At 45.9% G+C, this 24,453-nt stretch carries 15 protein-coding genes; 3 read left to right on the top strand and 12 right to left on the bottom strand.

The window, feature by feature from the left end:
- The first annotated feature begins 122 nt into the window (after positions 1-122).
- A complete protein-coding gene (locus FDP09_RS12125) occupies positions 123-944 on the top strand; it encodes an alpha/beta hydrolase (protein ID WP_137402914.1) in 822 nt (273 codons plus the stop codon).
- Between the two features lie 222 nt (positions 945-1,166).
- Here FDP09_RS12125 and FDP09_RS12130 read toward each other — a convergent pair whose 3' ends face one another.
- The 7 genes from FDP09_RS12130 to FDP09_RS12165 all read right to left on the bottom strand — a co-directional run bounded on the left by FDP09_RS12130 (position 1,167) and on the right by FDP09_RS12165 (position 13,872).
- The gene (locus FDP09_RS12130) at positions 1,167-2,087 is read right to left on the bottom strand and encodes a DUF6528 family protein (protein WP_137402915.1); all 921 of its coding nucleotides are present in this window, start codon (positions 2,085-2,087) and stop codon (positions 1,167-1,169) included.
- 137 nt (positions 2,088-2,224) lie between these two features.
- Positions 2,225-3,709, bottom strand: a complete 1,485-nt coding sequence (locus tag FDP09_RS12135; protein WP_137402916.1) for an arylsulfatase — start codon at positions 3,707-3,709, stop codon at positions 2,225-2,227.
- Positions 3,710-4,093: 384 nt separating this feature from the next.
- Positions 4,094-5,377 carry a TolB family protein gene (locus tag FDP09_RS12140; RefSeq protein WP_137402917.1) on the bottom strand — a complete coding sequence of 428 codons (1,284 nt, stop codon included), beginning with the start codon at positions 5,375-5,377 and terminating at the stop codon, positions 4,094-4,096.
- Positions 5,374-6,948 (bottom strand): RagB/SusD family nutrient uptake outer membrane protein, encoded by a 1,575-nt coding sequence (locus FDP09_RS12145; RefSeq protein WP_137402918.1) that lies wholly within the window; start codon positions 6,946-6,948, stop codon positions 5,374-5,376. Before FDP09_RS12145 ends, FDP09_RS12140 begins: the two co-directional genes overlap by 4 nt.
- A gap of 51 nt (positions 6,949-6,999) precedes the next feature.
- A complete protein-coding gene (locus FDP09_RS12150; protein ID WP_137402919.1) occupies positions 7,000-10,059 on the bottom strand; it encodes a SusC/RagA family TonB-linked outer membrane protein in 3,060 nt (1,019 codons plus the stop codon).
- A gap of 1,008 nt (positions 10,060-11,067) precedes the next feature.
- Positions 11,068-11,334 carry a hypothetical protein gene (locus tag FDP09_RS12160; RefSeq protein ID WP_137402920.1) on the bottom strand — a complete coding sequence of 89 codons (267 nt, stop codon included), beginning with the start codon at positions 11,332-11,334 and terminating at the stop codon, positions 11,068-11,070.
- A gap of 1,380 nt (positions 11,335-12,714) precedes the next feature.
- Positions 12,715-13,872 (bottom strand): hypothetical protein, encoded by a 1,158-nt coding sequence (locus tag FDP09_RS12165; RefSeq protein WP_137402921.1) that lies wholly within the window; start codon positions 13,870-13,872, stop codon positions 12,715-12,717.
- A gap of 94 nt (positions 13,873-13,966) precedes the next feature.
- Here FDP09_RS12165 and FDP09_RS12170 point away from each other — a divergent pair, with 94 nt between their 5' ends.
- Entirely contained in the window at positions 13,967-14,929 is a 963-nt protein-coding gene (locus tag FDP09_RS12170) for a GNAT family N-acetyltransferase (RefSeq protein WP_137402922.1), read from the top strand.
- A gap of 137 nt (positions 14,930-15,066) precedes the next feature.
- Here FDP09_RS12170 and FDP09_RS12175 read toward each other — a convergent pair whose 3' ends face one another.
- The 5 genes from FDP09_RS12175 to FDP09_RS12195 form a co-directional block, all read right to left on the bottom strand.
- Complete coding sequence (locus FDP09_RS12175) at positions 15,067-17,277, bottom strand: PepSY domain-containing protein (RefSeq protein ID WP_137402923.1); 2,211 nt, start codon at positions 17,275-17,277, stop codon at positions 15,067-15,069.
- 4 nt (positions 17,278-17,281) lie between these two features.
- On the bottom strand, positions 17,282-17,773 hold the full coding sequence (locus tag FDP09_RS12180) for a DUF2271 domain-containing protein (RefSeq protein ID WP_137402924.1): 492 nt from the start codon (positions 17,771-17,773) through the stop codon (positions 17,282-17,284).
- A gap of 6 nt (positions 17,774-17,779) precedes the next feature.
- Positions 17,780-19,297 carry an ankyrin repeat domain-containing protein gene (locus tag FDP09_RS12185; protein WP_137402925.1) on the bottom strand — a complete coding sequence of 506 codons (1,518 nt, stop codon included), beginning with the start codon at positions 19,295-19,297 and terminating at the stop codon, positions 17,780-17,782.
- A gap of 182 nt (positions 19,298-19,479) precedes the next feature.
- Positions 19,480-20,790, bottom strand: a complete 1,311-nt coding sequence (locus FDP09_RS12190; RefSeq protein ID WP_137402926.1) for a DUF4374 domain-containing protein — start codon at positions 20,788-20,790, stop codon at positions 19,480-19,482.
- A gap of 35 nt (positions 20,791-20,825) precedes the next feature.
- Complete coding sequence (locus FDP09_RS12195) at positions 20,826-23,216, bottom strand: TonB-dependent receptor (RefSeq protein ID WP_137402927.1); 2,391 nt, start codon at positions 23,214-23,216, stop codon at positions 20,826-20,828.
- A 189-nt stretch (positions 23,217-23,405) separates the two neighbouring features.
- On the opposite strand from FDP09_RS12195, the gene FDP09_RS12200 reads away from it, so the two are divergent.
- A complete protein-coding gene (locus tag FDP09_RS12200; protein ID WP_137402928.1) occupies positions 23,406-24,401 on the top strand; it encodes a helix-turn-helix transcriptional regulator in 996 nt (331 codons plus the stop codon).
- Positions 24,402-24,453 lie beyond the last annotated feature (52 nt).

The raw sequence follows: 24,453 nt of genomic DNA on the forward strand, positions 1-24,453 counted from the left end.
TTGGGAAATCAGCACGAGGTTAGTCATTTTAGCCTTAATTTGTGCACGGATCAGTGATGTTAGTGGGCAAAAATCTCCCACCATGCAGGCCTGATTGTTTACAGCCAATAAAAGATGATAAAATGAAGAGATTTTCCCTAACCATCCTTTTTATAACGCTAAGCCTTTCGGGATTTGCCCAAGAAACTTCCTATACCACCGAGGAAAATATCCCCTATTATGATGCTTCCGTTCGAGAGGCGGACGGATATACCCAAGAGCGTTGTGTGCTGGACCTTTATTTTCCTACTGACCAAAAAGATTTTCCCACTGTGGTGTGGTTTCATGGAGGTGGCTTAAGTGCAGGTCAAAAGGAAATTCCTGAGGCATTAAAGGAAAAGGGAATAGCTGTAGTAGGGGTAAATTACAGGTTGTATCCCAAGGTAGGTGCTCCAGCTTACATTGAGGATGCTGCTGCGGCGATTGCTTGGACGATGAAGCACATTGAGGAGTTTGGGGGAGATCCCTCACTGGTTTTTTTATCTGGTCATTCAGCGGGAGGATATTTGGCGGCGATGGTGGGCATGGATAAAAGGTGGCTGGCCAATCATGGGTTGGATGCCAACGACTTAGCGGGGCTGATCCCTTTTAGCGGGCACATGATCACCCACTTTACCGTGAGAAAGGAACGTGGAATTGCGGGTACCCAACCCATCATCGATGATCTGGCACCACTTTATCATGTACGGGAGGATGCTCCACCGCTATTGTTGATTACTGGTGACAGGGAAATGGAAATGCTAGGAAGGTATGAAGAAAATGCTTATATGATGCGCATGATGAAAGTGGCCGGCCATCAGTCAACTACCCTTTTTGAAATGGACGGCTATGGCCATAACATGACCCATCCTGCCTTTCCGTTGCTGCTGAATGAAGTGAAGCGGATTGTAGAATTAGAAGATTAGATCAGTCCTCCATTTTGTTGCTCTACTCAATTAATTTACTGTTTTTACCCAATGGTCACCTGCCCCATCAGGAATATCGCTTTTAACCAAGGTTTTGTTTACTTTAAACTATATAGTGTCAGGCCGAGTCCTTCGCTTCGACAAGCTGAGGACAAACTAAAGTCGAGGGTCAATTTCTAGCTTTCGACTCCGACCAGGCTGACATCATTTTTAAAAGCGATTTCATTGCTTGACCCACCTGGCTTTGTAAACTTTCATATCCGGAAAGGCAAATTGCCGCGCTGGTTCGTGAAAACTTACATGGTGGGTCCACCAGCTTTTTTCAGGAACGGTAAAGATGAATTGACCTGAGCTGATTTTTCCAATACTTTTGATATTTTCGGCTTGGGGAAAGTCGTGGAGTTTTTCAAATTTTTCCTCCTCGATGTCAAAGCTCCATGCACCGTTATGCTCGGTCATAAGGAAGTGTTTGCCATCAGGAGCCAACTGCAAATCATGTCCGCCTTCACCTGGAATTTTCCATTCTTTTTCCAATACCAATTCATTTGGCGAAGGCATTTTGTATGCCCTGAGCACATTAAAACCTAAAGCATAAAGCCGTTCCTTTTTTTTGTGCCAAACGACGCCATGAGCGGAATAGAGGCTGTCTTCAAACACTAACTTTTCGGGCTGATGGATGTCAAATAGCATGATTTTATTTCCAGTACTACTGGTAGATGCAGCGGCTACCAGACGATCGCCCGGCAGTAATTCCACAGAGTGGGCATTTGGTACAGTGGCATAAAACTGGACTTTTCTATCTTTTCCGTCCAAAAGGGCCACCCCGCCAGAAGATGAAGCGACCAGCCACTGCTTGCCACCATCAATAGCCTTGCAGTCGTCCATGGTGTTAAACCTTTTGGTGCGGTACACTTCAGGAAGGTCTTCCGACTGCTGGGCATCCCAGGTCCATATCACATGGGGAGCAGAGGATTCTACGGATTTATGATAGTCCACCATCAGGACTTTACTATCTCCGCATACCAAAAACATTTTTGCGAAATCCTTGGTCTGGCAATTGGATAATACCAAAGCCAACATGACCATTATCAAGCTGTTTGAAAGGGGGGATAGCTTAAGTGTCATCCTTGTTTTACGTTTCATTATTCAGAAAAAACTTTTGTAGTGTTTCGGGTAGTTAATGAAAGGTAAAATTTTGAAATTTTATCTGCAAGAATTTGTAATTAATTATAGGCTAATAAATCCTCATGGTTAATAAATTGGCTCATTCATGGATCAACTCATTCATCCAAATACCCAAGCTTGAAGGTGGGGTTAGTGGTATGCTCAGCCCTTAGGATGGAATCCAGCTTTTGGACTATTTTAGGATGTTGGTCGGCCACATCGGTAGTTTCTCCCAAGTCTTTGGATAAGTCGTAAAGCTCAATGGTCTCGTTCCCTTTTCGAATATCCTTTCTTACCCCTTTCCATTTGCCCATGCGGACAGCTTGCTTGCCCGTTTCTCCATGGTATTCCCAGTACAGATGAGGATGTTTTAGCTGTTGTTCCTCCTTTCCGAGCATGGTTGGGAGCATCGAGATGCCATCGCCATTTTCGGGAGCCTCGATACCTGCGAGAGCCGTAAAGGTGGCCTTAAAATCCCAAAAGGCAGATGGATGGTCATTGGTGCTGTTTGCCTGGATGCGTCCTGGCCAGCGCATGATCAGTGGTACCCGGATGCCTCCTTCGTACAAGTCTCTTTTGATCCCTTTTAGCGGGCCATTACTATCGAAAAATTCCGGATCTCCACCACCTTCGATGTGCGGGCCGTTGTCAGAAGTGAAGATGATCAATGTATTATTGCCTATACCTAGCGAGTCCACTGTTTTCATGATTTCACCCACTTGGTCATCCAGTACTTTTACCATCGCAGCAAAAGCTGCATGGGGTTTTTCTTGGGAACCCAATCGCCCTTTCCGAAAACCTGGACCTTCATCTGTGCCCTTATAAGGTTCTCCTTCCGCTAGCTTCCCCTCAAAAACAGCCATTTCTTCTGCTGGTGCAAGCAGCTCAGCATGGGGAAGCGGAGTGGGGAGAAAGAGGAAAAATGGCTCCTTTTGGTTCGCTTCGATAAACTTCAAGGCTTCCTGATGCATCAATTCGGGAGAATATGCGCCAAATTTTCCATTGTCGTTTTCATGGAGCATGATTTTTTCCTGATTGTCCCATAAGTGGTCGGGATAGTAATTATGGGCAAGCGACTGGCAGACATAACCGTAAAATTCATCAAACCCTTGGTTATTGGGCTCTCCTTCGGTATCAGGGCCACCAAGACCCCATTTGCCAAAGGCACCGGTAGCATATCCGGCTTTTTGTAGCATCTCAGGCATGGTCTGGATGGAGTCAGCAAGAGGAAATTGCCCTTCTCTTTCCCGAAAACCGTATGGCGAAGAATCCAAGCTCCTGTTATCGCGGATGGCTACGTGCCCAGTGTGCTGACCTGTCATCAATGTGGCCCGCGATGGAGAGCAGACTGCAGTGCCTGCATAATGGTCGGTGAATAGCATGCCCTGGGCTGCCAAGCGGTCGATATGGGGTGTTTTGAATTTCTGCTGGCCATAACAGCTTATATCCCCATAGCCCAAGTCATCCGCGAGGATAAAGATGATATTTGGTGGTGGTTCAGATGGTGGTGTTTGTCTTTCTTGGGAAGTGCTTTTGCTTTGGCATGCCAGAAGGCCTGCGAAAATCAACGATGTAAACAGGAGGCTATTTATAAATTTCATAATGGTTCATTTCACAGTAACAATTTACCGTTTAGGGTTTACTTCATTGTCCTGCACTGTGATGAAGATAATGAAGTATGGGTGAATTTTCAGGTTCAGCATAGTTGGGTCATCGACCTGGTTTTTTAGCGTGTTGTAATGAAGACCCAGCACAACGAGACGTTTCTAATCGATTTTGACTTGACCGGATGACTTTTAATGACGGGTAAGGGTTGTCATATCGGGAAATTGAGGTTAAACCTCAATACTAATTGTACCGAGGCACAGCCCTCGGTACAACTGAAATTATTGAAATGCATTTTACCTAACCCCCACGTACCACATACTAATTACCCAGTACTACAAACCAAAAACCTACGACTCTGTATTCCCTTCTCCTTTGCTCTATTCATCCAGCAACGGCATGAGCATGATATCACTGTCGGTCAGAAGGCTGGAATTGAACAGCAGCCACTTGCCATCTGGGCTGACAGAGTGATGAGAGTGAGCCTCTTTGGAAAAAGGACTTTTGCTGGTAAGGCGGTGTCCTGTGGTCAGCAGTGTTGTGTTTTCTGGGTTGCCGTATTTGATTAGGTAAAGGTCGCCATTAAAGGTGTCGCCTACGATCCATTTTAAGTTCCTCGTTCCGGCGGTATGCCAATATCCTCCCCAATCCTGTTGTCCGTGAAAGGTGAGGTCATTGTTGCGGATGTTTAAGGAATAAATGCCATTGTCACCCTCCTGAAGCCTGTCCAGATGACCCATGACATTAAAGCCGATGTGATCCTGATCAAGGAAAACTTCATGGGTTACCCAGGTTTCGTCGGACTCATCATAGAGAGGGCGATTAGTGACCTGTCCATTGTTGTCAATACTGACAAACCAAATGCGTTGGGGGGCGTCCCCACCGGTTTCCCAGCAAAACATCATCTCACCAGCTTTGTAAGGATTGGCTTGCAAATGACCAATTCTGAATGGTACGGTGAGTACTGCCGTCATCTTTCCAGTGGCCAGATCTACTTCATATATGGAGGATTGACCGTCTATTACTCGTGTCGAAAAATAGAGGCTTTCTTCATCATGATCCAGCGCCATGCCGTTTGGGTGTAGCTCCTGGTCCAATATTCCAATTACTTTTTCGTAGGAAGATTTATTGGCCACTTGGCCAGCATTGCTGTCCTCTAAAAGGGCTTCCAAGTTAAGCCTAATCAGTGAATCATTGCGGAAGTGATAGGCATGATTTTCCTTCCAGCCAAGGTGGAAGCTACTTCCGTCTTCTCCGGAAGCAATCTGGATGATTTCATGGTTTTCCATGGATATGGCATAAGCCAGTCCTTTGCCAGAGCGATCTGAACGAAACACTATGTGTTTTCCGTCAGGTGTCCATTGGGGATGGGTTTGGTAGATCTTAGAATTATGATGCCTGGAAGTGGTCAGGGCAATTACCTTTTTTCCGGTTATTTCATCCTCATAGGTGAAGCTTTCGGCAGGAAATCGCTGCCCAAAGGCGTTGACACCTATCATATCAAAGGTCTTGTCCACATGACTTCTGGAGGAATAATCTTTACCTGCTACCGTTTGGGATTGAACAAAATGGGCTCCGGAGAGGCCCATGATGATACTGCCCGTCACCATGATTTTTTTCATGGTGCAGGCAGTAAGGTTGGTGGTCAAGAAGTTAAATTTCATTGGTATCCTGGGTTTTGTTGTAGGTTCGGATTGGCATCAATGGCTGTGCTGGGAATCGGATAAAGCGTCCTGAAAGGTTCAGAGGCTTCCTTGAACTCCCAAGCATCATTAAACTGGCCAAATCGAATCAAATCCCTTCGTCTTGCCAGCTCAAAGGCCAGTTCCCTTCCTCTTTCGTCGAGAATATCTTCTAAGGTTACGGTACTTAGCGACGAGGCGTTGCTTCGTTCTCTGACGTCATTGACCAAGGTGGTCGCTTCAGAGAAGTTGCCCTGTCGTGCCAGTGCCTCTGCTTTGATCAACAGGACATCAGCATAACGGAAAAAAGCAATGTCATTGCTGGCATTTCCGCCATTGGTATTGGGGTCAAGCCCCCATTTGATCCATTTGATGCCTGCATTCATGGGTTGGTTTCTGATGCCAGTGGCAGGGATGATCTCATAAGGTACAGGACCTTCAGTGGAGGTCCCTTCACGGTAAAGGTTGCTGTTGTTGTCTGGCACTATTCTTTCCACCATGACGATTTCCCCGTTACGAGGATCTTTCATGGGACCATAAGCAAGAAACATGTTTTTTCTGTCGTCTTGGTTTTCATAAAGTTCATAAACCGAAGGCCTTGTGCCAAAACCATTCTGAGGAGTGTAGGGAAGACCGAATAATCCGCCACTAATGCCAGGAAGGACTTTTTGCACCAAGGGATGGCCGATACCTCCAGGAATGTTAGGAGTGTAGATTCCACCAAAAATAAACTCCGCATTTTCTTCATTGTCATGGACAAAATTGTCAAAGTAATCCGGTAGCAATTGGTAGGCACCTGAGTTGATGACCATGTCGGCGTACTCAATGGCTTTCTCCCACTGGGAAGTGCCGGTATATACTTCGGCATTCAGGTAAAGGGTGGCCAAGAGCGTATAGCCCGCTTCCCTTGTAAAGCGACCATAGTATTCACTACCTACCTCGGTTTGGGAGGGCAGGTTTGGAAGGGCAGCTTCCAGTTCAGCAATGATAAAATCCACCACTTCGGCCCGTGTGTTTTGGGTAGGAAGATTTAACGGATCCACCTTCGGAGCAGTGAAAATGGGCACATTGCCGTACAGGTCCACCAAGTAGAAATAGGCAAACGCCCTTAGTGCCTGTAATTCTGCCCTTGGGCCTTCGATGCCCTCCAGTCCGGAAGCATCCAGCGCGTCGATCAGCGCGTTTGCTTGGCCAACGGTGCCAAATAAGGTGTTCCATGTGCCTGCAATATAAGCGTGCGTGGCGTCCCATTCATGTTCCATCAGTTGTTCAAAATCATTATTGGCCCACCAGCCTTGGATTTTGCCATGGACGACCACTTGATCAGCAGACAGCTCCAAAGTCCGGTATTCCGCCCCCATTCCAGTTATTTGGGCAAAATTCCGGTAAACTCCGGACAGGGAGGATAACACTTCTTTTTCATTGGAATAAAAGGTTTCTGGTGTGTAGATGGAATACACCTCCTCATCTAGCGAACAGCTTCCCAAAGTGCCCAGTACCAATGCTGAAGCAAGTGTAAGCGTTTTTTTATAATTATTGATAATATTTTTCATGGTGAGTAAATTTTAACGGTTTTCAAGATCACTTTCCTTGGCTTTCATCCTTTAGAAGGAGAAACTTCCTCCCAGCATAAATACTCGAGGACGTGGATACGCCAAGTAATCGATACCAATGGCAGCATTGCCACCACCGTTTGTGTTGGTCCTTACTTCTGGGTCAAAGCCGCTGTACCCGGTAAGGACAAATAGGTTCTGGCCGGTGACGTATAGTCTGGCTCTTTTTAGAAAACCAAGCGCGGCGACGTCAAAATTGTAACCGATGTTAATATTGTCCAGCCTTAAATAGCTGCCATCTTCCAGCCACCTGGAGGAGAATTGCGCTGTTTGATCCCGGCTCACACCAGAACTAAGCGATGACTCAAGGATGTTTATGCCCGGGGTGGAATTGGTATAGGAAAATTCCGCCGCCGTATTGTTCAGCACATCATTGCCTACAACGCCACGGAGGGTCAGTGAAGCATCAAAGTTGTTCCAAGCAAAGCGATGGGTCATCCCGTAGATAAAGTCAGGATTGGCATTGCCAATGACCACTAAGTCAGCGCCATCTTCGCCATCCTGATCCAAGTACGTTTCCATGCCGTTTTCGTCTAATCCAGTGAACTGGCGGCCATAGAAGGTGCCCAGAGGCAATCCGGGTTTAATGATTTGTGAAAAATCCTTTGGAGTGATCACACCTGAGAGGGGGGAAGTCCTGATTTCATCCCGCGAAAACTGCTCATTGGAGAGGGATGTTACTTCGTTGCGGTTGCGAGAGAAATTGACGTTCATGTTCCAAGTAAAAGGTCTGTCCACAATCAAATCAGCATTTAAAGAAAGTTCAATGCCTTTATTTTCTACTTCGCCCACATTTGCCCATTGGGTATTGACTACCGAAGGAGCTGCTGTGGAGAATTGGAGTAAAAGGTTGTTGGTATATTTCTCATAATAATCGACGGTACCGGTCAGACGATTTTCCCAAAAGCCAAAGTCAATGCCCACATTTAGTTGGTTGGTCTGTTCCCATTGCAGGTTAGGATTGGCATAATTGGTGGGAAGGACGCTGGGGATAGCTTCCCCGCCTAGGACATACACCGCGGATCCTGCGATACCCAGTTGCTGGCGATAGAGGTCATTGGGGATTTCTTGATTACCGGTCACCCCGTACCCTAAGCGTAGTTTGAGCTGGTCAAAGGCACTTGATTTCATGAAGTTTTCTTCGGCCATGTTCCAAGCAAATGCCCCGGAAGGAAACAGTCCCCAACGGTTGTTTTCACCAAACCTACTGGAACCATCATTTCTCAGGGTAAACGTAAACAAGTAACGGTCCTTTAACCGGAGATTGGCTCGGCCAAAGACAGAGGCCAGCCTATTTGCGGACTTGTAGGAGGTATTGGAAAGTATATTTCCAGACTGGATCAAATTCCATTTCACAGAAGACGAAACGAAGTTGTTGGCTTCCGTAAAGGTGTATTCGGTCACAAACCGCTGAAAGGAATATCCACCAAGTAGGTTGAGGTTGGTGTTATTGCCCAGGTCCTTATTATAGGTCAATGTGGCCTCCATCACGGAACTGTAATTTTTAAGCTTGTTAATGGAAGCGCGTCCTCCATCAGTTTCACCTGAAGGGTGGGTAGCAGGCATGTTGGTGAACCGCTCAATGTATTGGTCGTTATGCCCCATATTTAGCCTAAAAGTAAGCTCGTCCATGAGGTCAAAGGCTACATCTACATTTCCCAAGAACAGGTTGGTGTTCCTTTCATCGTCCACCTCTACCCATGATACTGGGTTGATGCGAAGCTCTCCGATTTGGTAGTAGGAGCCATCTGGATTGGTTACCGGTAGGGTAGGAGCCCATCGGATGGCATCTTTTAGGATATTACCGCCTTCGTTGTTAATATTGGATGAAATGGGCGTGTTGTCTTCGGCAGTTTTGCCATAGGTCATGTTGATGCCAAGTCTTAGCCTTCCTTCGAGGGCTTTATGGGTTCCGTTAAAACGAGCCGTGTATTTTTTCAGCCCCGAGGAAAGTAGGATTCCCTGCTGGTCGGTGTAGCCGAGTGAAGCCCTAAATGTACTGGCTGCAGAACCACCTCCAAAGGCCACATTATGGTTTTGGCTGACTGCAGAGCGAAAGATCTCATCTTGCCAAAAGGTATTGGCTCCCTCGTCTGGGTAAACCAAGTCATTCTCTTCGGCATAATTTCGATATTGATCTGCTGACAACACGGGTAAGGTTTTTCGGATATTGGAAACGCCCACGTAAGTATCATAAGTAAGGGTTTCCCCACCGCTTTTATTTTTGGTGGTGATGATGATGACGCCGTTAGCTCCTCTAGAGCCATAAATGGCCGTCGCAGAGGCATCTTTCAGAATATCAATCGACTCTATATCGGAAGGGTTGATCGAGTTTAGCGGATTGGTGCCCTCGGAGGAAAAGGGAGAGCTGCCCTGCATGGATGAGACAAAGTTATTGGCAGAATTGAACTGCATGGGCACCCCATCGATGACGTATAAAGGGTCGTTGCCTGCAGAAATGGAATTTACTCCCCGAATCCTGACCGTAGAAGCTGCTCCAGGCTGACCACTGTTCTGGACAATATTGACCCCGGCCACTTTGCCTTGCATAAGCTGCTCTGGCGCCACGGACATGCCCGTATTGAAGTCCTTTTCACCCACTGAGGCTACGGCTCCGGTGATATCTTTTTTGCGCTGGGTACCATACCCGATCACCACTACTTCTCCAAGCTGCTGAAGGTCGGCTTCCATCGTGACGTTTAGGGTGGTTTGATTGCCCACTTCCACTTCTTGTTTGACGAATCCAATGGAGCTAAAGATCAAAACCGCACCTTCTTCAGGAACCTCCAAGGTGAATTTGCCGTCTATATCAGTGACGGTACCGGTACCGGAGCCTTTTAGCAAAATGCTCACGCCAGGAAGTGGACCGTTGTCTTCACTGGATACTACTGTCCCGGTTATTACTTTTTCTACTTCATTGATCCCCGAAATGGTCATCAATGGATCTTCAATGGGCTTGCTCCCATAGGCAAAGCCCAGACTACAGGCCGTGGATAGTAAAGCAAGCATACTTTGCCTCCATGGCAATCTTAGGGTAATTACTTTTTTCATTGGTTAATTGGGTTTAATGATAATTGATTAACCTTACTTTTTACATCACCTAATGTATCCAATGATTTTAAGGAATCTGTTCTGGACTGTGATGGATAAAAATTGAGTATAAGTGGTTGAAAATGAATTTTTTTGGCGTTATATAAGTGATGAAGGGTGTTGGGTGTTGATATTTATGGTTGTCCGCAATGATACCAGTAATTACAGGAAAATTAAAAAGGTGCTCAGAGAAAATATGGAAATCTCAGAAAAGCCTTATTCCATTCTGGGTGTTCTGTGCATTCCGTGAGAAATAAAACCTACTGGCAATAAAGCGTATAATAAGATTATTAGGCTCTATATGGATTATAGTGGGTAAAGATATTATTCCGGTTAAATTAATGTTGATTCATGTTCCTTTTCAGTGGGCAATTTTCTATTCTGCCTTGAGGTATTTGACGTTAAGAAATCAAAGAAGTGGGCTGGAAAAAGCGCAGGCTTGTTTGACGTGAATCAGTACAAAAAATTGGTATGCTGCACAAATAGAGGAGTTTGCCTGCGTGAGTGCTGGCTTTGATTTTAGTCATATAGCTCACCGCAGCGGGTTTTTTTGGTTACGTTTTTCACCTGAAGGAAAAAAGTAACAAGGCAACAAGATGAAAGGCAAGCTAGAATTTGACATGCAAAGTAATAGTTACCCATAGTAAATCATATAGAACCGATTATTATTTATCATTCCTAGCCCCAGATCTCCAAACTAGTTGATTGTCCTGTCCTGAAAACTGAGGTAAAACCCCAACGCTAATCGTACCAGGGCACAGCAGGGCAAATGCATTTAAATCTGCCGTTTCTACGGAACTTACCCTTTTGTGTGTAATCATTTTTGGTGCAGGTGGTCACCAGCACCTTCTATATGACCCTCCGCCAAAGGCGGATGAGGCAGGATGCTCAGTTGCTATCACCTATTCGGGGTTCAATGCCGTTTAGTTAAGGCCATTTCCCTGTTTTCACCTGCTAGGAGTTTCTTTTCTATTTGACTTTAACTGTATGGCTTTGGCCATTTTGATGGATTTTATCCTTTTCCTTTTTTCCATTGATGAAAAAAGAAAGAAAAAAATCTAGGCCGGTGGTCTGCCCTTTAAAATGGAACATGGATTTACCTTGCGACGGGGATCCGTCACCCATTTTAATTTCCACCCGATGGCTACGGCCTAAAAGCGAGTGGGTCTCGCTGTTCCACGACGCGAGCCAACTCCCTTTCTTAACGGCCTCCACCATCGGCTGGAAAACAGGCATACCAAGGGCCGTAATAAGGAAGCGATACCTTTTTTGGCTCAGGGGGGCTTATAGTTCCGGCTCAACTTGGTTACTTAAGAAAATATACCACTACATGGAATAATGATGATAATTTATCCATAAGAAACTTATTAATCGGATCCGCCTTGCAGGTATTGGGCGTTAAGAAATTAAATAGCGGGTGGGCAAAAAGGCAGGCTTGTTTGACGAAATACTAGCTAAAAAGAATGTTGGCTGCTAGAAAAGGAGGAGTCTGCCTGCATGAGGGGAGGTTTTAATTTTAGGCCAATAGCTGCACAGCGGCGGTTTTTTTTGGTTACTTTGTGTGTCCTGAAGTTCGGGAAACCGGACATGCTATCCAACTGATGTCGAATAGGGCGTTACAACCCTTGGCACGACGGCTGGGACTGGATCAGGCAGACCAGTCAAATTCCCCTGATGGTGCTGCGCTTTCAAGGCTGTGGTACTGAGCGATCAGAAGGAATGCGTTTCGAAAAGCTGAACGAAAGTGAACCGTTCGATGAAGTGTCGTGAAAAATACTTCCTGTCAAAACCGGGGGCTAGAGTAACTTCCGGGACAAAATAGGCAGCGCAGACTGAGAGTTGGCCTATTGGCAGGCGGCATTAAGGCGGCAGGAGTTCGAAACAGGCGGTTGGATGGAACAGGAGAACCATCCCCTTTGATAGGGATGGGGCGGATCAGTCCGTAGTAGTGTTGAAAGCTCTGGAAACGGAGAAAGAGCGAAGGGACTGAGGCAATCGGTTTTGAATGGTTCCACAACCTAAAAATTAGGGAAGATGGAGTTGTTTGAAACAAAATCTGGAACATCAGATTTGATAGCCAAGAGCCGTATGACGGGAGACTGTCACGTACGGTTCTGAGAGAGGCTTGGGCATAGGGCCCAGGCCTACTCGACTTTGACCTGAAGCAAAAAAGTGACAAAGGTAAAGAGATGAAAACCATCTTGGAATTTAGCAGAAAAACAATAGAACCAATATTTCCAGGTACATACTAACTAAACGGCATTGATTCGGGGTTTAACCTTAACCAAGCCAACCACTATACATGAGCAGATAGCTGCGATGGCTTGTTCGACCCAAATCAACTTATCATTCTTTCAGCCTATCCCGCCATTCGGCAAGATAGGCTACTACGGTTTCCAACGTACAAATCGCGGCAAAGTGCCAGCGGCACGATAAATTTTGTAACCTGCGGATTTATCCGCAGGAGCTTAAGCTCTCCTCAGCCTCCCGAAGGAGTGCCAGCGGCACGGATGATAGCTATGCCTACACGAAAATTGTTTTCTTTCGATACACTAAACGCATTTGCCCCGCAGGGTACAGCCCTCGGTACAACTGATTTACATTCCGTTTTTAACTTTATTCTTTGCTCTTGGTTCGTTCTTCTTCCTTTACCATCCAAGCCCCGGCCAGAAGGGGAAAGAGCATAAATAGACTTTTCATGCGCATCATGATGCCGAGATTGCTGAGGATGTTCATATAGACCAATGAAGATGTCAAGAAGATGATCAAGCCAAATTTCAAAAATAGCGGTAAGTTTTTCCACCGGCTTTTTCTGCTTTTTATGGACAAACCAATAAATACTACCAGTAAAATAGCGTTTTCAATAGATGCCAAGAAAGATGTGGTGTTGTGTGCGTCCACGAGCAGCGGGCGAAACCAATATGTGAAAAGCCGCATTGGCAAGGAATAATCTGCCATGGGTACTGATGATCCTACTCCTTTTCCTGAAAGCATGGCAAACTGCTGGCGGATAATTTGTTGGATGGCATCAAAACTGAAATGCTCCATGCCCACGTACCAAAGTAGTGCAGGAAAGGCCGCAATAGCCATTAAAATACAGGGAATGCCCCACCGAAGTCTTGCCTTTTTGGTGTTGGCAAATAGGATGGTGCTTATCCCAAAGCTTATTAAAACCAACCAGGCCAAATAGGTTCTGGTCATAAAGATCAGAAATATGCCTAAAAGTCCACCTGCCCATTTTTTCTGGTCAATGCCCCGAATGATCAACATCAAGGCAAAAAAGCACACGGCCTCTTTTCCGATCCCTGCGGTCCAAAAGTGGAGGTTTGGCAAGTACAGAAAATAGACAGGCCAAGGGATGCCCCAAAATACTTTTTCGCCCTCAAATTCCCGGATTAGCCGGATAAAAAGCCACCTAAAGCCCAGAAAGCTAAGCATGGCGTACAGGAAAAAACCCGAAAGCATGTCCCATCCAAAAAACCGGGATGGAACATAATTCAGCCAATACATAAAGGGATATCCTACCCCGAAATAATCCCACCAGCCGGTGGCATTTGGGTTGGCCAATGGGCCGTTAAGGTGCCAGTAAACAATAGCATCCCCACCATAGGCAATTACATACCGGTAAAAGAAATAGCTAAATCCTAAGTGGTAAAGCAGCAATCCATGTAAATGGTGGATTTGGATTGCCTCAAGACCTTTTTTGCTCCCCATGAACTGATTGGAGAAAAAAAGTGCCGAGGCAAAGATGCATATTAGGATTACTTCTATCATGTTCAGAAAAAACAGCTTGTGCAAAAATCAGTTTTTGAGTCGAAAAAAAATAGTAAGCCTTAAAAAATCCCGTGATTCGCCCTAATTTAGGCACATGCAAGTTAGAGAAGCCCAGTCCACAGATCATCATGCCATCGTCGATTTGTTAAAACGAGCGCTCGGAGAGAGTCTTTTGCCAAAGAGTGTGGCCCTATGGCGGTGGAAGCATGAGGAAAATCCATTCGGAACCTCACCGGTAATCGTGGCAGAAGATCATGGGGAGTTGGTTGGCGTCAGGGCAATGATGCCGTGGACGTTTGATTACGATGGTCAGCCAGTAAAGGCACTGAGAGCAGTGGACACGGCCGTAGTTCCCGGCTATCAGGGCAGGGGCATTTTTAAGCGTCTTACCCGTGAATTGATTGAGGAATGTTCAGGGAAATATCAGTTTGTTTTTAATACACCCAATCCCAAAAGCATGTCTGGCTATATCAAGATGGGGTGGCAAAAGCGAGGGAGATTGCCCTTAAAAATGGCATTGACAAGGCCATTTGGACTGTTTTCGGGAAGTAATGCCAAGGAGCCTATGGAGGTTGATCAGCAGGATTGGCCGGAGGACTTACTGGCCGAGGTGTACACTGGCTTCAAGACGACGGGAATGCAGACGCAGATTTCTCCCGAATATGTCCACTGGCGATACGTGGAGAATCCGTTATTTCGATATGGGTGGTTTTCTGATGGACATAGTTATTTGTGTGTTTTCAGGATCAAGTCACATAAACGATTTCAGGAATTTCGGATATGTGAACTGCTTCCTTTGGGTGTTGAAAATCAAGTTGATGTAAAAGATTTCAGTGCGCAGCTTAAGCACCAGGTTAGTCGTTATCGTGTGTCCATTGTTTCATTTTCAGGGGAGTCACCAGTGCCGTTTCCTTCCTGTGGGGCTTACCGATTTTTTCCCATATCTAGGGGACCGATGGTCACACTTCGGAACTTGGGCATGGAAGAACAGCAGTTTGAGGAATTGTTTACGCCAAATGGCTTAGCGTTCAGTTTGGGAGACCTTGAGCTTTTTTGATTGGAGCAATCAGTGATGCCAATTGTATCCATTATGGAGTCAAAGAATTTACCTTCAGGAATGTCAGGGCAGAGCCCCGGCAAAATCATAACCACAGGCACCTACACGTAACTTCATCCGGTCGCCATCATGCAGGGTCAATAGCAGTCCATGCGGAGTTGCTTTTTATTTTGATAGTAGCTTAGCGGTTTGAGGTGATGGGCATGGACAATCTGTTCCAATTGGGAAATAACAGCCTTTTGCATGGCTACGGAGCCGCAGATCATGATGACACCTTTTTCCCGCAGGGTTTTTGCCATTAGTTGGGACTCTCTTTCGATCAGGTGCTGAACATATACTTTTGATACGTCTTGTCTGGAATATGCCGGGATGAACCGTGTCAATGTCCCTTCACTCATGGCGCTATTGATCAACTTGGCATGTAGGTCAAAGGATTGTGCGGTGCGAGCTCCCCAAAAGAGGTGTGTTTCCACTTTATTTTGGTTTTGCTCTAGCATACCCAGAAATGGGGCGATGCCCGTTCCAGTGCTGATCAGGATGACCCGTTTTCCCTTTTTGGGAAAATAGAAATCTGGGTTTTTGACAATATTTCCCGGAACACAGTCCCCCGGGACAAGACTGTTCAGGTAATTGGAGCATATGCCCATTTCATGCCTTTTTATGCTGAGTAAGATATGTTTTTCGCGGGTGACCGCTACTGAATAGAGCCGTTCATGGTCCTCTTTGCTGGGGTATATCGCCAACAGGTCACCCGATATGTATTTTTTTCGTTTGGTGCTTTGGAGTTTGATCAAGAAGGTGTCGTCAGGGTTTTCATGTGCCAAGGTTTTGTCGACTACTTTGAAGGTCAGTTTTTTCTTAACTGGTTTGACAGCGGGCTTTTTGAGCGGAAGCGGCAATGCTGCCTGAATACTATCGTTCCAAGTGGTGACCCATTGGACGAAGGACTCCCAAGAGCGGTTGTTTATGGTGAATAACGGTACTTGCTGCTGGGCTTGGGGACAGTCCGCCAATGCCGCGTTCACGTCCTTGGCAAACTGACAAAAATCAGGATAAGCCAATGAGCCAAAACCTACGACAGAGAAGTGAAAAGGCTGCTGGGGTGGGTATTGTCGAAATAAGCTCAGGAATTTTCGGGCATTTGCCGGAGGCTCTCCCTGACCATAAGTGGCAGTGAAGACGATCAGGTGCTTCATCTTTGCAAAAGCGCTAAAGCTGTTCATCTCCGCGAGATATACAGATTTTCCCGTTTCGATGAGCTTTTGCTGTAGCTGCCCGGCAAATTGGATGGTGCTGCCCGTTTCAGAGCCCACCAAAATGATGTATTCACTATTGTTTTTGGAGAACGTGTTTTTTAATCGGGATTTTCTCCGCTTAAAGGTCATCTTAAAACCCGAAAAGATAAAGAACAAGATCCCAAGGCAGGATAGGCCAAGCACCGTGGACCACCAAATGCTACCTTGTCCGGTATGGAGTGATAAGCTGAGGTTAGAAAAGATCGTAACCAATGGATAAGGGCTGGAAGCAACCACTTCCCCTGTCAATTGGTTTACGTTGATTTCCTTAGTTTTTAAGCTGATAGTATAGAGATCTTCCACAAATGGGGAAAAAGGAAATTCCACTGACCGTACTTCTTCGAGTTTAATGGATTGGAAGATGGGAAAATCCCGGTAAGCGATTTCAGGTGTTTCGGCGAGTTGGTCGATGTCCACTTCGGGAGCAGCCATTACGGCTTCGGGCAACAGTGAAAACCGTTCCAAGGACAGGTACGTGCCGGTCAGGGTGATGACCAGGATGGGCACCAGTGTGAGCCTGCCCAAATAGACATGGTAATATTGGTAAAAATCCTCCTTAATAATGGACGCAAAGAAATTTCGAATGCCTTGCTGCCGCTTGATGATCAGGATGATTCCAGTAACGGTAATAAGGAGGAGGAAAAATGCACATAAACCTACTAATAATCGCCCAGTACTTTTGAGAAAGAGGGAGCGGTGGAGGCTAGTGGCAAACTCAAACAAGGCGGGCTTCTCGATAAGGTCACCTATTTTTTCACCCGTAAATGGATTGATGTAAAAGTCTCCCATATTGCCTTCTTCATCGATTACAGAAACCGAGATAAAGCCATTGCCGTCCACTTCCAGGCTCAGGATTTCAGCATACTTTTCCTTGAGGGGATGCAGTGTCGTGGCCAAGGAGAGGTTGTCAGCCCCATCGATATGGTAACCCTTCAGCTGGTTGTCAATGGGCTCAAATGCCAAGATAAGGCCGGTGACCGTGGCAAGGGTAATGAAAATGAAAGAAGATACAGCCAACATGAGGTGGCTGTATCTCCATATTGAAAGCGTCATAATCTTAATTAGGAACCATTCTGATATAGCGAATATAGCCTTTCCCTTCAAACTTCCCTGATACATTGGCAGAGGTAAGTGGGAACTCCACATCGTCAACCACATATTGTTGGTCTTCCACGGCCGTTTCGAAACGCAGTTTATATCCGGCATCCAGCTTTGATTTGTCAAAGGTGATGACGCAGATCGTACGCTCTCCTCCGGCAATCGTGGCACCGCTGATACCATCGATGTCAAAAGGGGACTCGTTATAGTAAGCCCACCACTGTTCCATGTCGGGGTACCACTCTTTGTCCTTGCCCATCACATAGAGCGTTTCATCATACTTTCCATCTGGATCAATGAGGGAAACGATCATATAGGCGCCTTCTCCTTTGTAATTGGTCAGTTGGACTAGGCATTTATAGGACGAGGGAGCGGGCTGATCACTGGGAATCCAGCTTATCAGAAAGCTGCATATGGTCAGTATCAGCAGTGCTTTTGTAGCGCTGGTCATAATCTGTTACTTTAAGAAATTAATATTGACATTGTTTTTGCTCAGCACTTCATTTTCGCTGGCAAGGTCATAAACGGTCTCATCAAAATCAGTGACCACTTTGCTGTCAGCACCTTCGGCCAAAAGGTACTTCAGAATACTCTCGTCCTTAGCTTTCATGGCAGCGGTCTGGAGTGGAGTAGTGCCCAGGTCATTGGCTTGGTTGACATCGAATCCCCAACCGTGGACCATTTTGATCAGCTCAAGGTCGTTCTCTTCTACGGCCAGGTGAAATAATGTATTTCCACCCGCCTGAGGTGCCTTCAGGTCTACTCCCTCCGCTACCAAAAGATCTTTTTTCTTTTGGAAGCCTTCCTTGAACCGTGGACTGTACGACTGGAACAGGTAATAGGCCAAGGTGTTTCCGGCATTGTCCTCTACGCCAGCTTCAGCACCTTTCTGGAGCAGGTATTCCACCACTTCCGGAGTGTTTCCAGCCACTGCATTGGTAAGGGCGGATCTTCCTTGTTGGTTTTGGGCATTGATATCATCGGTTTTTTCGACCAAAAGCTGAATAACCGCCAGGTCATTTCGGCCAGAGGCATTCATCAACGGAGTGTTCCCTTCACCGTCTGCTTGGTTTACATCCACTCCTTTGTCCATAAAGTAGTTTAACAGACCAATGTCCTTGGACCTTCCTGCCAAAGCGTGCAATGGGGTAGTGCCATCCGCTGTAGTGACATTTGGCTCAATGCCTTTATCTTCCAAATACTTGAATACGCTAAGGTCGTTTGAGCCACGACGGGTACCCTGACTGGCAGCGATCATGGCGTTTCCTCCGATCTTATTGGGTGCTTTATAGGATACGCCCTTTTCGATCAATAAGTCCATCATTTTGATATTACCGGTTTTGGCGGCATAATAAAAGAGGCCATTGCCATCTTCGTCAGTGGTGCTCATGTCCACTCCCTTCGAGGTGAAGTAATCGATCATGGTAAAATCCTCCTGGCTGCCTACAATCAGCAAGAGCGCATTGGCTCCGTGGTGGTTGGTTTCTTCTAGGCTAGAGCCATGGGAAAGCAGGTAATCATAGAGCTCAGGATTGCTTTGACCGGCATTGGCGGCAAAATTCATCACGGAATAACCGTGGTCATCCACAATGTCAGTTTTGGCACCTTGGTCGATGAGGTATTTGATCAGCTCTAGGTCACCTTTCATGGCTGCCCAGTGAATGTAGGTCCTGCCGTCATGGGTAAGGAGGTTTACCCCATTGCCATCAAGAGAAACCAAGTACTTGATGTTTTCCAGCGGCTGGTCATTAAGAATAGCATAAACCGTCCCGTTAAAGCTGGACGAATTGAGCTCAATAGGATCATTGCCCTCCGCAACCTCCGCTTTTAATTCCTGAAGAGAAGGCTTCCCGCTCCAGAAATCACGGCTCAAGAAAGAATTGTCCACGGGACCTGGGGCTTCGTGGTGCTGACCAAAGGCTAATACTGGTGACAGCATTAGCGCAAAGAGGAAATTTTTTGCTGTTTTTTTCATATTGGTTAAGTGATAATGCATAAGAATGAGACTGTTGCATAATGGAACAAACCGTTATCGCGAGCGGAGCGATCTCCATGTACTTTCATTGCACGTTTGGTGAGATCGCTTCTTCCGATACTCGTCGGAATCGCTATGACGAGGACTCACGGGACAGCCCCAATTTCGTTATGGCGGTTAAATTATTGATCGTTTCTCAGTACTCCAATGGAGTTTACGGCATTGGCATCGATGGATATTCCTTTGGTGCCTTCAGCAGTGGTAGGGTCGATGATGTACAGTGCAGGAAGCTCTCCGTCCACGGTTACCGGGAAGTAAAGTTTGCCATCATAGGCCATTGGCAATCCAGTATCCACAATGGATTCCTTGGCAGGGAATTCGCCACCTACCCAGTTGAAGGTTTGGTCTTCCATTTTTACGATACCGTATTGTGTGGCACCAGTGCTGGAAGAACCTTCCAATTCGTTATAGAATTCCAGAAGGAAATAATCTTCTGTGATATGCCATACATTGCGGAATTTGAATCCATCAGATTTTTCCTCGATGTTAAAGAAGTAGTTGGCATCGAAGTCTTCAGCACCACTGTTGATACGAAGGGCACCTGCAGGCTTGGTGGTGTTTTCATCATAGGCACCGGAGAATACGTAGGCATTTCCTTGGTCGTCCTTGCTGATTTGGGAATAGTATTGAGAACGGAAACGGCCAGAGGAATAGCTCAGTTTATTGGAACGGTAAACCCGCGTGATGTTCATATCGGCATCCAAAGCAGCTACCCAGCAACTGTCTGGATAGATGATCTCGCCTGTACTGGAACCCCCACCTTGTTCAGGGTCTTTGGGGTTTGAAGCTACTACACCGGTAAGGAATTCTCCATTGCCGAAATCCACTATACCAGAAAAAGTGGCCTGCTGGCCAGAGACGATCACATCCTTGGTAAGGATGGTTTTGGTGTCCAGTGCCAAGCCGCTGGTGTAGTCCACAATGTTGAAGGTAACGGCATCAGAGCGCTCCAATCCGTTTTCATCTATGAGCGCATTGCCATTTTCATCCACAGGCGTTTGGCCACCTACGCTGGTAATGGCATAGTTGTCAAAAAAGCCATAGGAAGTAAAGCGGCTAGTGATCTGGAACTGTCCTACACGATTTAGTGCCCCATCACTATCCAGTTGGTAGCCTAGCCCGATACCGGGGTCACCTTGTGCATAGATCAGACCAACTGCCACAGACGGATCTTCGTTGAAAATCCATCGATAGCCGCTTTGCTCCAGTTCTGTACCTGCACCTGCCAACGTGAGGTCTTGGTCCAGCGTTGGCGTGGTAATGATATATTCGGCCGATTCCCCATCCACGGAAATGAAAAACATTTCTTCAGATTCTGTTGGATCTGGCGTGGGAGTAGGGTCATCCTCACTGCTACATGCCACAAACCCCAGGGCTGCACCTGCGATGCCCAAGGTGAAGAGGTTTTTTCTGATTTTACTATTGATAATCATGGTTACAAAATTTATATATGGTTAAATGCTTTAGTTCAATTGAATTTGGTAAAGAAGTACCGGAGCTTCACCGAAAAGCTTCGCCCTGGCTTTTGTAAGCTATAATTGTCGTATAGCATGGCGTCGGTAATGTTTTGCGCTTCCAGGGATACATTGTACTTGCCGTTTTGAAGGACGTATGTCAGGCTCACATCATGGGAAAGCTGCTTGGGGATGGTGATTTTATCAGAGGTGGATCCTTCACTTTTCCATTCCCGATAGAATTTGTCCACATAATTCAGGAAATAGCTTACCGTAAGGATGTTGCCCTGTCCACCAAGGTCCAAAAACCGATAGCTGGCATCTATATTGCCAAAAAGTATTGGCTGATTTGGCATGGGATCTTTATAGATGATGCTTGGCGTACCACGGGAAGACAGCGGTTCCATGTTGACGATGCGCTGATATGAACCACTAATGCCCAACGAGAATTTGTCCAGGTATTGATACCTGGTTTCCAGGTCCACACCAAGTGTCCTGACCTCGCCGTGGTTGGTGTAGAAGGCACCACCATATCGCTGTTCTACTTGACGTCGAATATAGTCTTTGGTATAGCGATAAATCATTCCCAGGTTACTGTAAATACTGTGCTGTTTTCTGGGGCCAAATTCTGGACTGTAAATGACGTTTACATTGATGTTGTCACTGTTTTCTGCTTTTAGGTCAATCGTACCGGCTTCCAGTATTTCATCCCCGAAGAGCTCTGTGGCGGAAGGGAGGCGGAAGGTCTTTTCCAGTGACAGCTTAAACAAAAGTCCTGGGTTTAGGCGATAATTTCCCGCTATACCGTAACCGCTGGTATTAAAGGTACTGGACTTAAGGGCAAATTTCTGGGTGGTCGTGCTGGAAGTATCCCGTGACCCAGAAGTTTTTACAAAGTAGTTCTTCCCAAATGCAGATAGGCTCCATTTTTCGTCCAATTTATAGCTATAGGAGAGCCCGGTTACGTTTTTGATGTTGGTACGCTTGATGCTGTCCGCGGCCGAAAGGGTCTGCTCGGTGGCCTTTTCATCGGTGTTTTTGCGGGAGTAGGAGCTCAATACATTGTTTAGGCTGATAAAATGCCGTTCACCAGGGGTATAGCGAATGTTTGCATTGAGCAGTCCGGTGTTGTTGTTGAACTTGCCCAGTGAATAGTCTCCCTCGCCTTTTTTGCCCATATTTCTTCGGTCTCCCGCCCAATTGTATCGAAAAGCAGACGTGTCAATATTGGTGTTGCGTACGACGCTATAATTTCCTGAAAGGGTAAGGTCAAGGTCTTTGGCGATGAAATCATGCTTGATATATTCCATGGAGGCCATGGACGTCTTGGCCTTTCGGGCTTTTTCGCCAAAGGCGATTTGCATGATATTGGCATTTTGGATGTCAGTTTCCATATTAGCCAGTGTTCCGCCAAAGACCAGCCTGTCCGCCCAGGATTTGTTCACCACGCCGAGTTTGGCTACGATGGTCTCGTTATGGTAGGTATCATGAAAGCGCTCAAACCACTGTTCCTCTTGGGAATAAATATTGGTCTCCAGGTCCAGAAGCTTGGTTTTTACCTTGTAGTTATTGTCAGAATAGTTTTGGAAGGCATTGATGCTGAAGGTCAATCCCGATCTGGTGGTAGTGCCGAAGTTTACGCTGGTCTTGTGCGTATTGAAGGATCCGTAGGAATAAGAGGCGTCGAGGTAAGTATTGGAGGTTTTTCTGGTGACGATGTTGATGGCGCCGCCAAGGGCATCGGAGCCCAGTTCTATGGGGACGACACCTTTGTACACTTCTATCCGCTCGGCCATGTTGATGGGGATGTTGTTGATATTGAAGGCCGGGCCAAAACCGCTCATGGGGATGCCGTCCATAAAGATTTTGACATGGTTTCCGGTAAAGCCATTTAAGGTCACGCTGGTATTGGATCCCATGCCGCCTGATCTTCTGATCCGTACGCCGGAGGATTTTTCGATGGCCTGGCTAAGGTCCATGGTGGTGTTTTGCAGCAATTTGGCATCGATGGCGATGGCGTTATAGGCAGATTCATTGATTTCTCGGGTGATGGACTTTCCGCTTACTTCCACCGCTTGCATCTGGGTTTTGCTGTCGGGGTTCAGGGTAAAGTTTACCGTCAGCTTTTTGCCTTTTATGAGGGATATGGTTTTTTCTATGCGTTCGTACCCTAGTCCATAACAGGCCAGTACATAATCACCGGGAGCCGCCGACAATTGGTATTTTCCGTCCATATCGGTTTCGGTATGGTACGGACTGTCCTTTAGGTATATATAAATATGGGGTACAGGTTCTCCCTGTTCATTGCTGACCTTTCCAGTTAAGAGGGGGGCTTGCGCAAAGGCATTGCTGAACTGCATCAAAAAGAGCAGAAGAAAGAAGGGGGCAAAGTAGTGTTTCTGCATTGGTTCAAGTGTAAAATTTATTCGATAGGATGGGTTTTGATGAGTAAAATGTATGCCTTGTCCATTAAAGGGTAATTGATACCGATCATAATTTTATTTAGACTATTTTTAAATTAGTGTTACAAAAGTATCCGTAAATGCTGTAGATTTGTATCACTATTGGTACTAAAAATAGCACAAAAGGGATTTATGTATATTGATTCTAAATTAAGAGAGCTTGACCTAGAGGTTTTCCACTTGAGCGTTCCGCAAAAAACGGCACTGGAAATTCAGCGGGAGGAAGTGGCCATAAATAGATCAGAGGTAGGCGTACGTTCCAGTATTTTTTTCGATTCCAGATTTTTTCTGGTAGAAAGTTTTATTCGAATGGATCAGGATTTAACGGATATTTATTCCTTAATGGGAGATTTTGTCCATTTGTCTTTTACCCATCAGGGCAAGCCCTCCTTAAAGGAAAGCCATGGCCAAAAATCGGAAGTCAACCAAGGCATGGTACAATTGTCGTATCAAAAGGATTTTTCGGGACAATTTTATATGAAGAAGGACTCGGAGGTTCATTATTACAGTATAATACTGGAGCGGCAGTTTTTTTTGGAGCTATTGCAAAAGGAAGATTGGGCCGTAAAACGTCCATTTTTCCAGGCAGTAAAAAAGAGGGAAGAAAAGGGGTTTGGTTTGGGGGGATATTTTCCGGTAAACAGCAGGGTTTTAAGCATCATCAAGGAGCTACGGGCAATATGTGAAAGTAGTTTTTCCAATGAAAACAAGCAATCTTATTTAGTATTGAAATTCAGGGAGTTGTTTTTTAATGTGTACATATCCCAGACAGACCAAGCCATGAATGGTGGTGTCAGCGTGCCCGATGAGATCAATAAGGCCAAAGCTATTTTGGCTTCTTCCTATATAAATCCCCCCACGATAAGAGAGCTTTCCAAGCTGGTACTGCTCAATGAACTTAAGCTCAAGCAGGAGTTTAAAAGGGCTTTTGGCATTACCATCAGAGGGTTCGTAATCAAAAACCGGATGGATTTATCCTTAGGTTTTCTCAAAGAAGGCAAGCAGGTAGGGGAGGTTGCGGAACTATTGGGGTACAATAATGTGTCCTATTTTATCAACACCTTCAGGAAGTATTATGGCCAAACCCCAAAGCAGGCCTTAAAATCAAATTCAGATTCCTTTTTTTAAGATTGTTATTTGGTTGTTTTTGTAAAATTCAAATACGGTAGGGAAAGGCTTT

Source organism: Echinicola rosea, assembly GCF_005281475.1.
Taxonomy (GTDB): Bacteria; Bacteroidota; Bacteroidia; order Cytophagales; family Cyclobacteriaceae; genus Echinicola; species Echinicola rosea.

Coding starts and splice junctions, on each gene's coding strand:
- FDP09_RS12195 (WP_137402927.1), bottom strand. CDS start 23,216: ATGCAGAAACACTACTTTGCCCCCTTCTTTCTTCTGCTCTTTTTGATG.
- FDP09_RS12170 (WP_137402922.1), top strand. CDS start 13,967: ATGCAAGTTAGAGAAGCCCAGTCCACAGATCATCATGCCATCGTCGAT.
- FDP09_RS12165 (WP_137402921.1), bottom strand. CDS start 13,872: ATGATAGAAGTAATCCTAATATGCATCTTTGCCTCGGCACTTTTTTTC.
- FDP09_RS12190 (WP_137402926.1), bottom strand. CDS start 20,790: ATGATTATCAATAGTAAAATCAGAAAAAACCTCTTCACCTTGGGCATC.
- FDP09_RS12160 (WP_137402920.1), bottom strand. CDS start 11,334: ATGCCTGTTTTCCAGCCGATGGTGGAGGCCGTTAAGAAAGGGAGTTGG.
- FDP09_RS12145 (WP_137402918.1), bottom strand. CDS start 6,948: ATGAAAAATATTATCAATAATTATAAAAAAACGCTTACACTTGCTTCA.
- FDP09_RS12125 (WP_137402914.1), top strand. CDS start 123: ATGAAGAGATTTTCCCTAACCATCCTTTTTATAACGCTAAGCCTTTCG.
- FDP09_RS12135 (WP_137402916.1), bottom strand. CDS start 3,709: ATGAAATTTATAAATAGCCTCCTGTTTACATCGTTGATTTTCGCAGGC.
- FDP09_RS12185 (WP_137402925.1), bottom strand. CDS start 19,297: ATGAAAAAAACAGCAAAAAATTTCCTCTTTGCGCTAATGCTGTCACCA.
- FDP09_RS12150 (WP_137402919.1), bottom strand. CDS start 10,059: ATGAAAAAAGTAATTACCCTAAGATTGCCATGGAGGCAAAGTATGCTT.
- FDP09_RS12140 (WP_137402917.1), bottom strand. CDS start 5,377: ATGAAATTTAACTTCTTGACCACCAACCTTACTGCCTGCACCATGAAA.
- FDP09_RS12200 (WP_137402928.1), top strand. CDS start 23,406: ATGTATATTGATTCTAAATTAAGAGAGCTTGACCTAGAGGTTTTCCAC.
- FDP09_RS12180 (WP_137402924.1), bottom strand. CDS start 17,773: ATGACCAGCGCTACAAAAGCACTGCTGATACTGACCATATGCAGCTTT.
- FDP09_RS12130 (WP_137402915.1), bottom strand. CDS start 2,087: ATGAAACGTAAAACAAGGATGACACTTAAGCTATCCCCCCTTTCAAAC.
- FDP09_RS12175 (WP_137402923.1), bottom strand. CDS start 17,277: ATGACGCTTTCAATATGGAGATACAGCCACCTCATGTTGGCTGTATCT.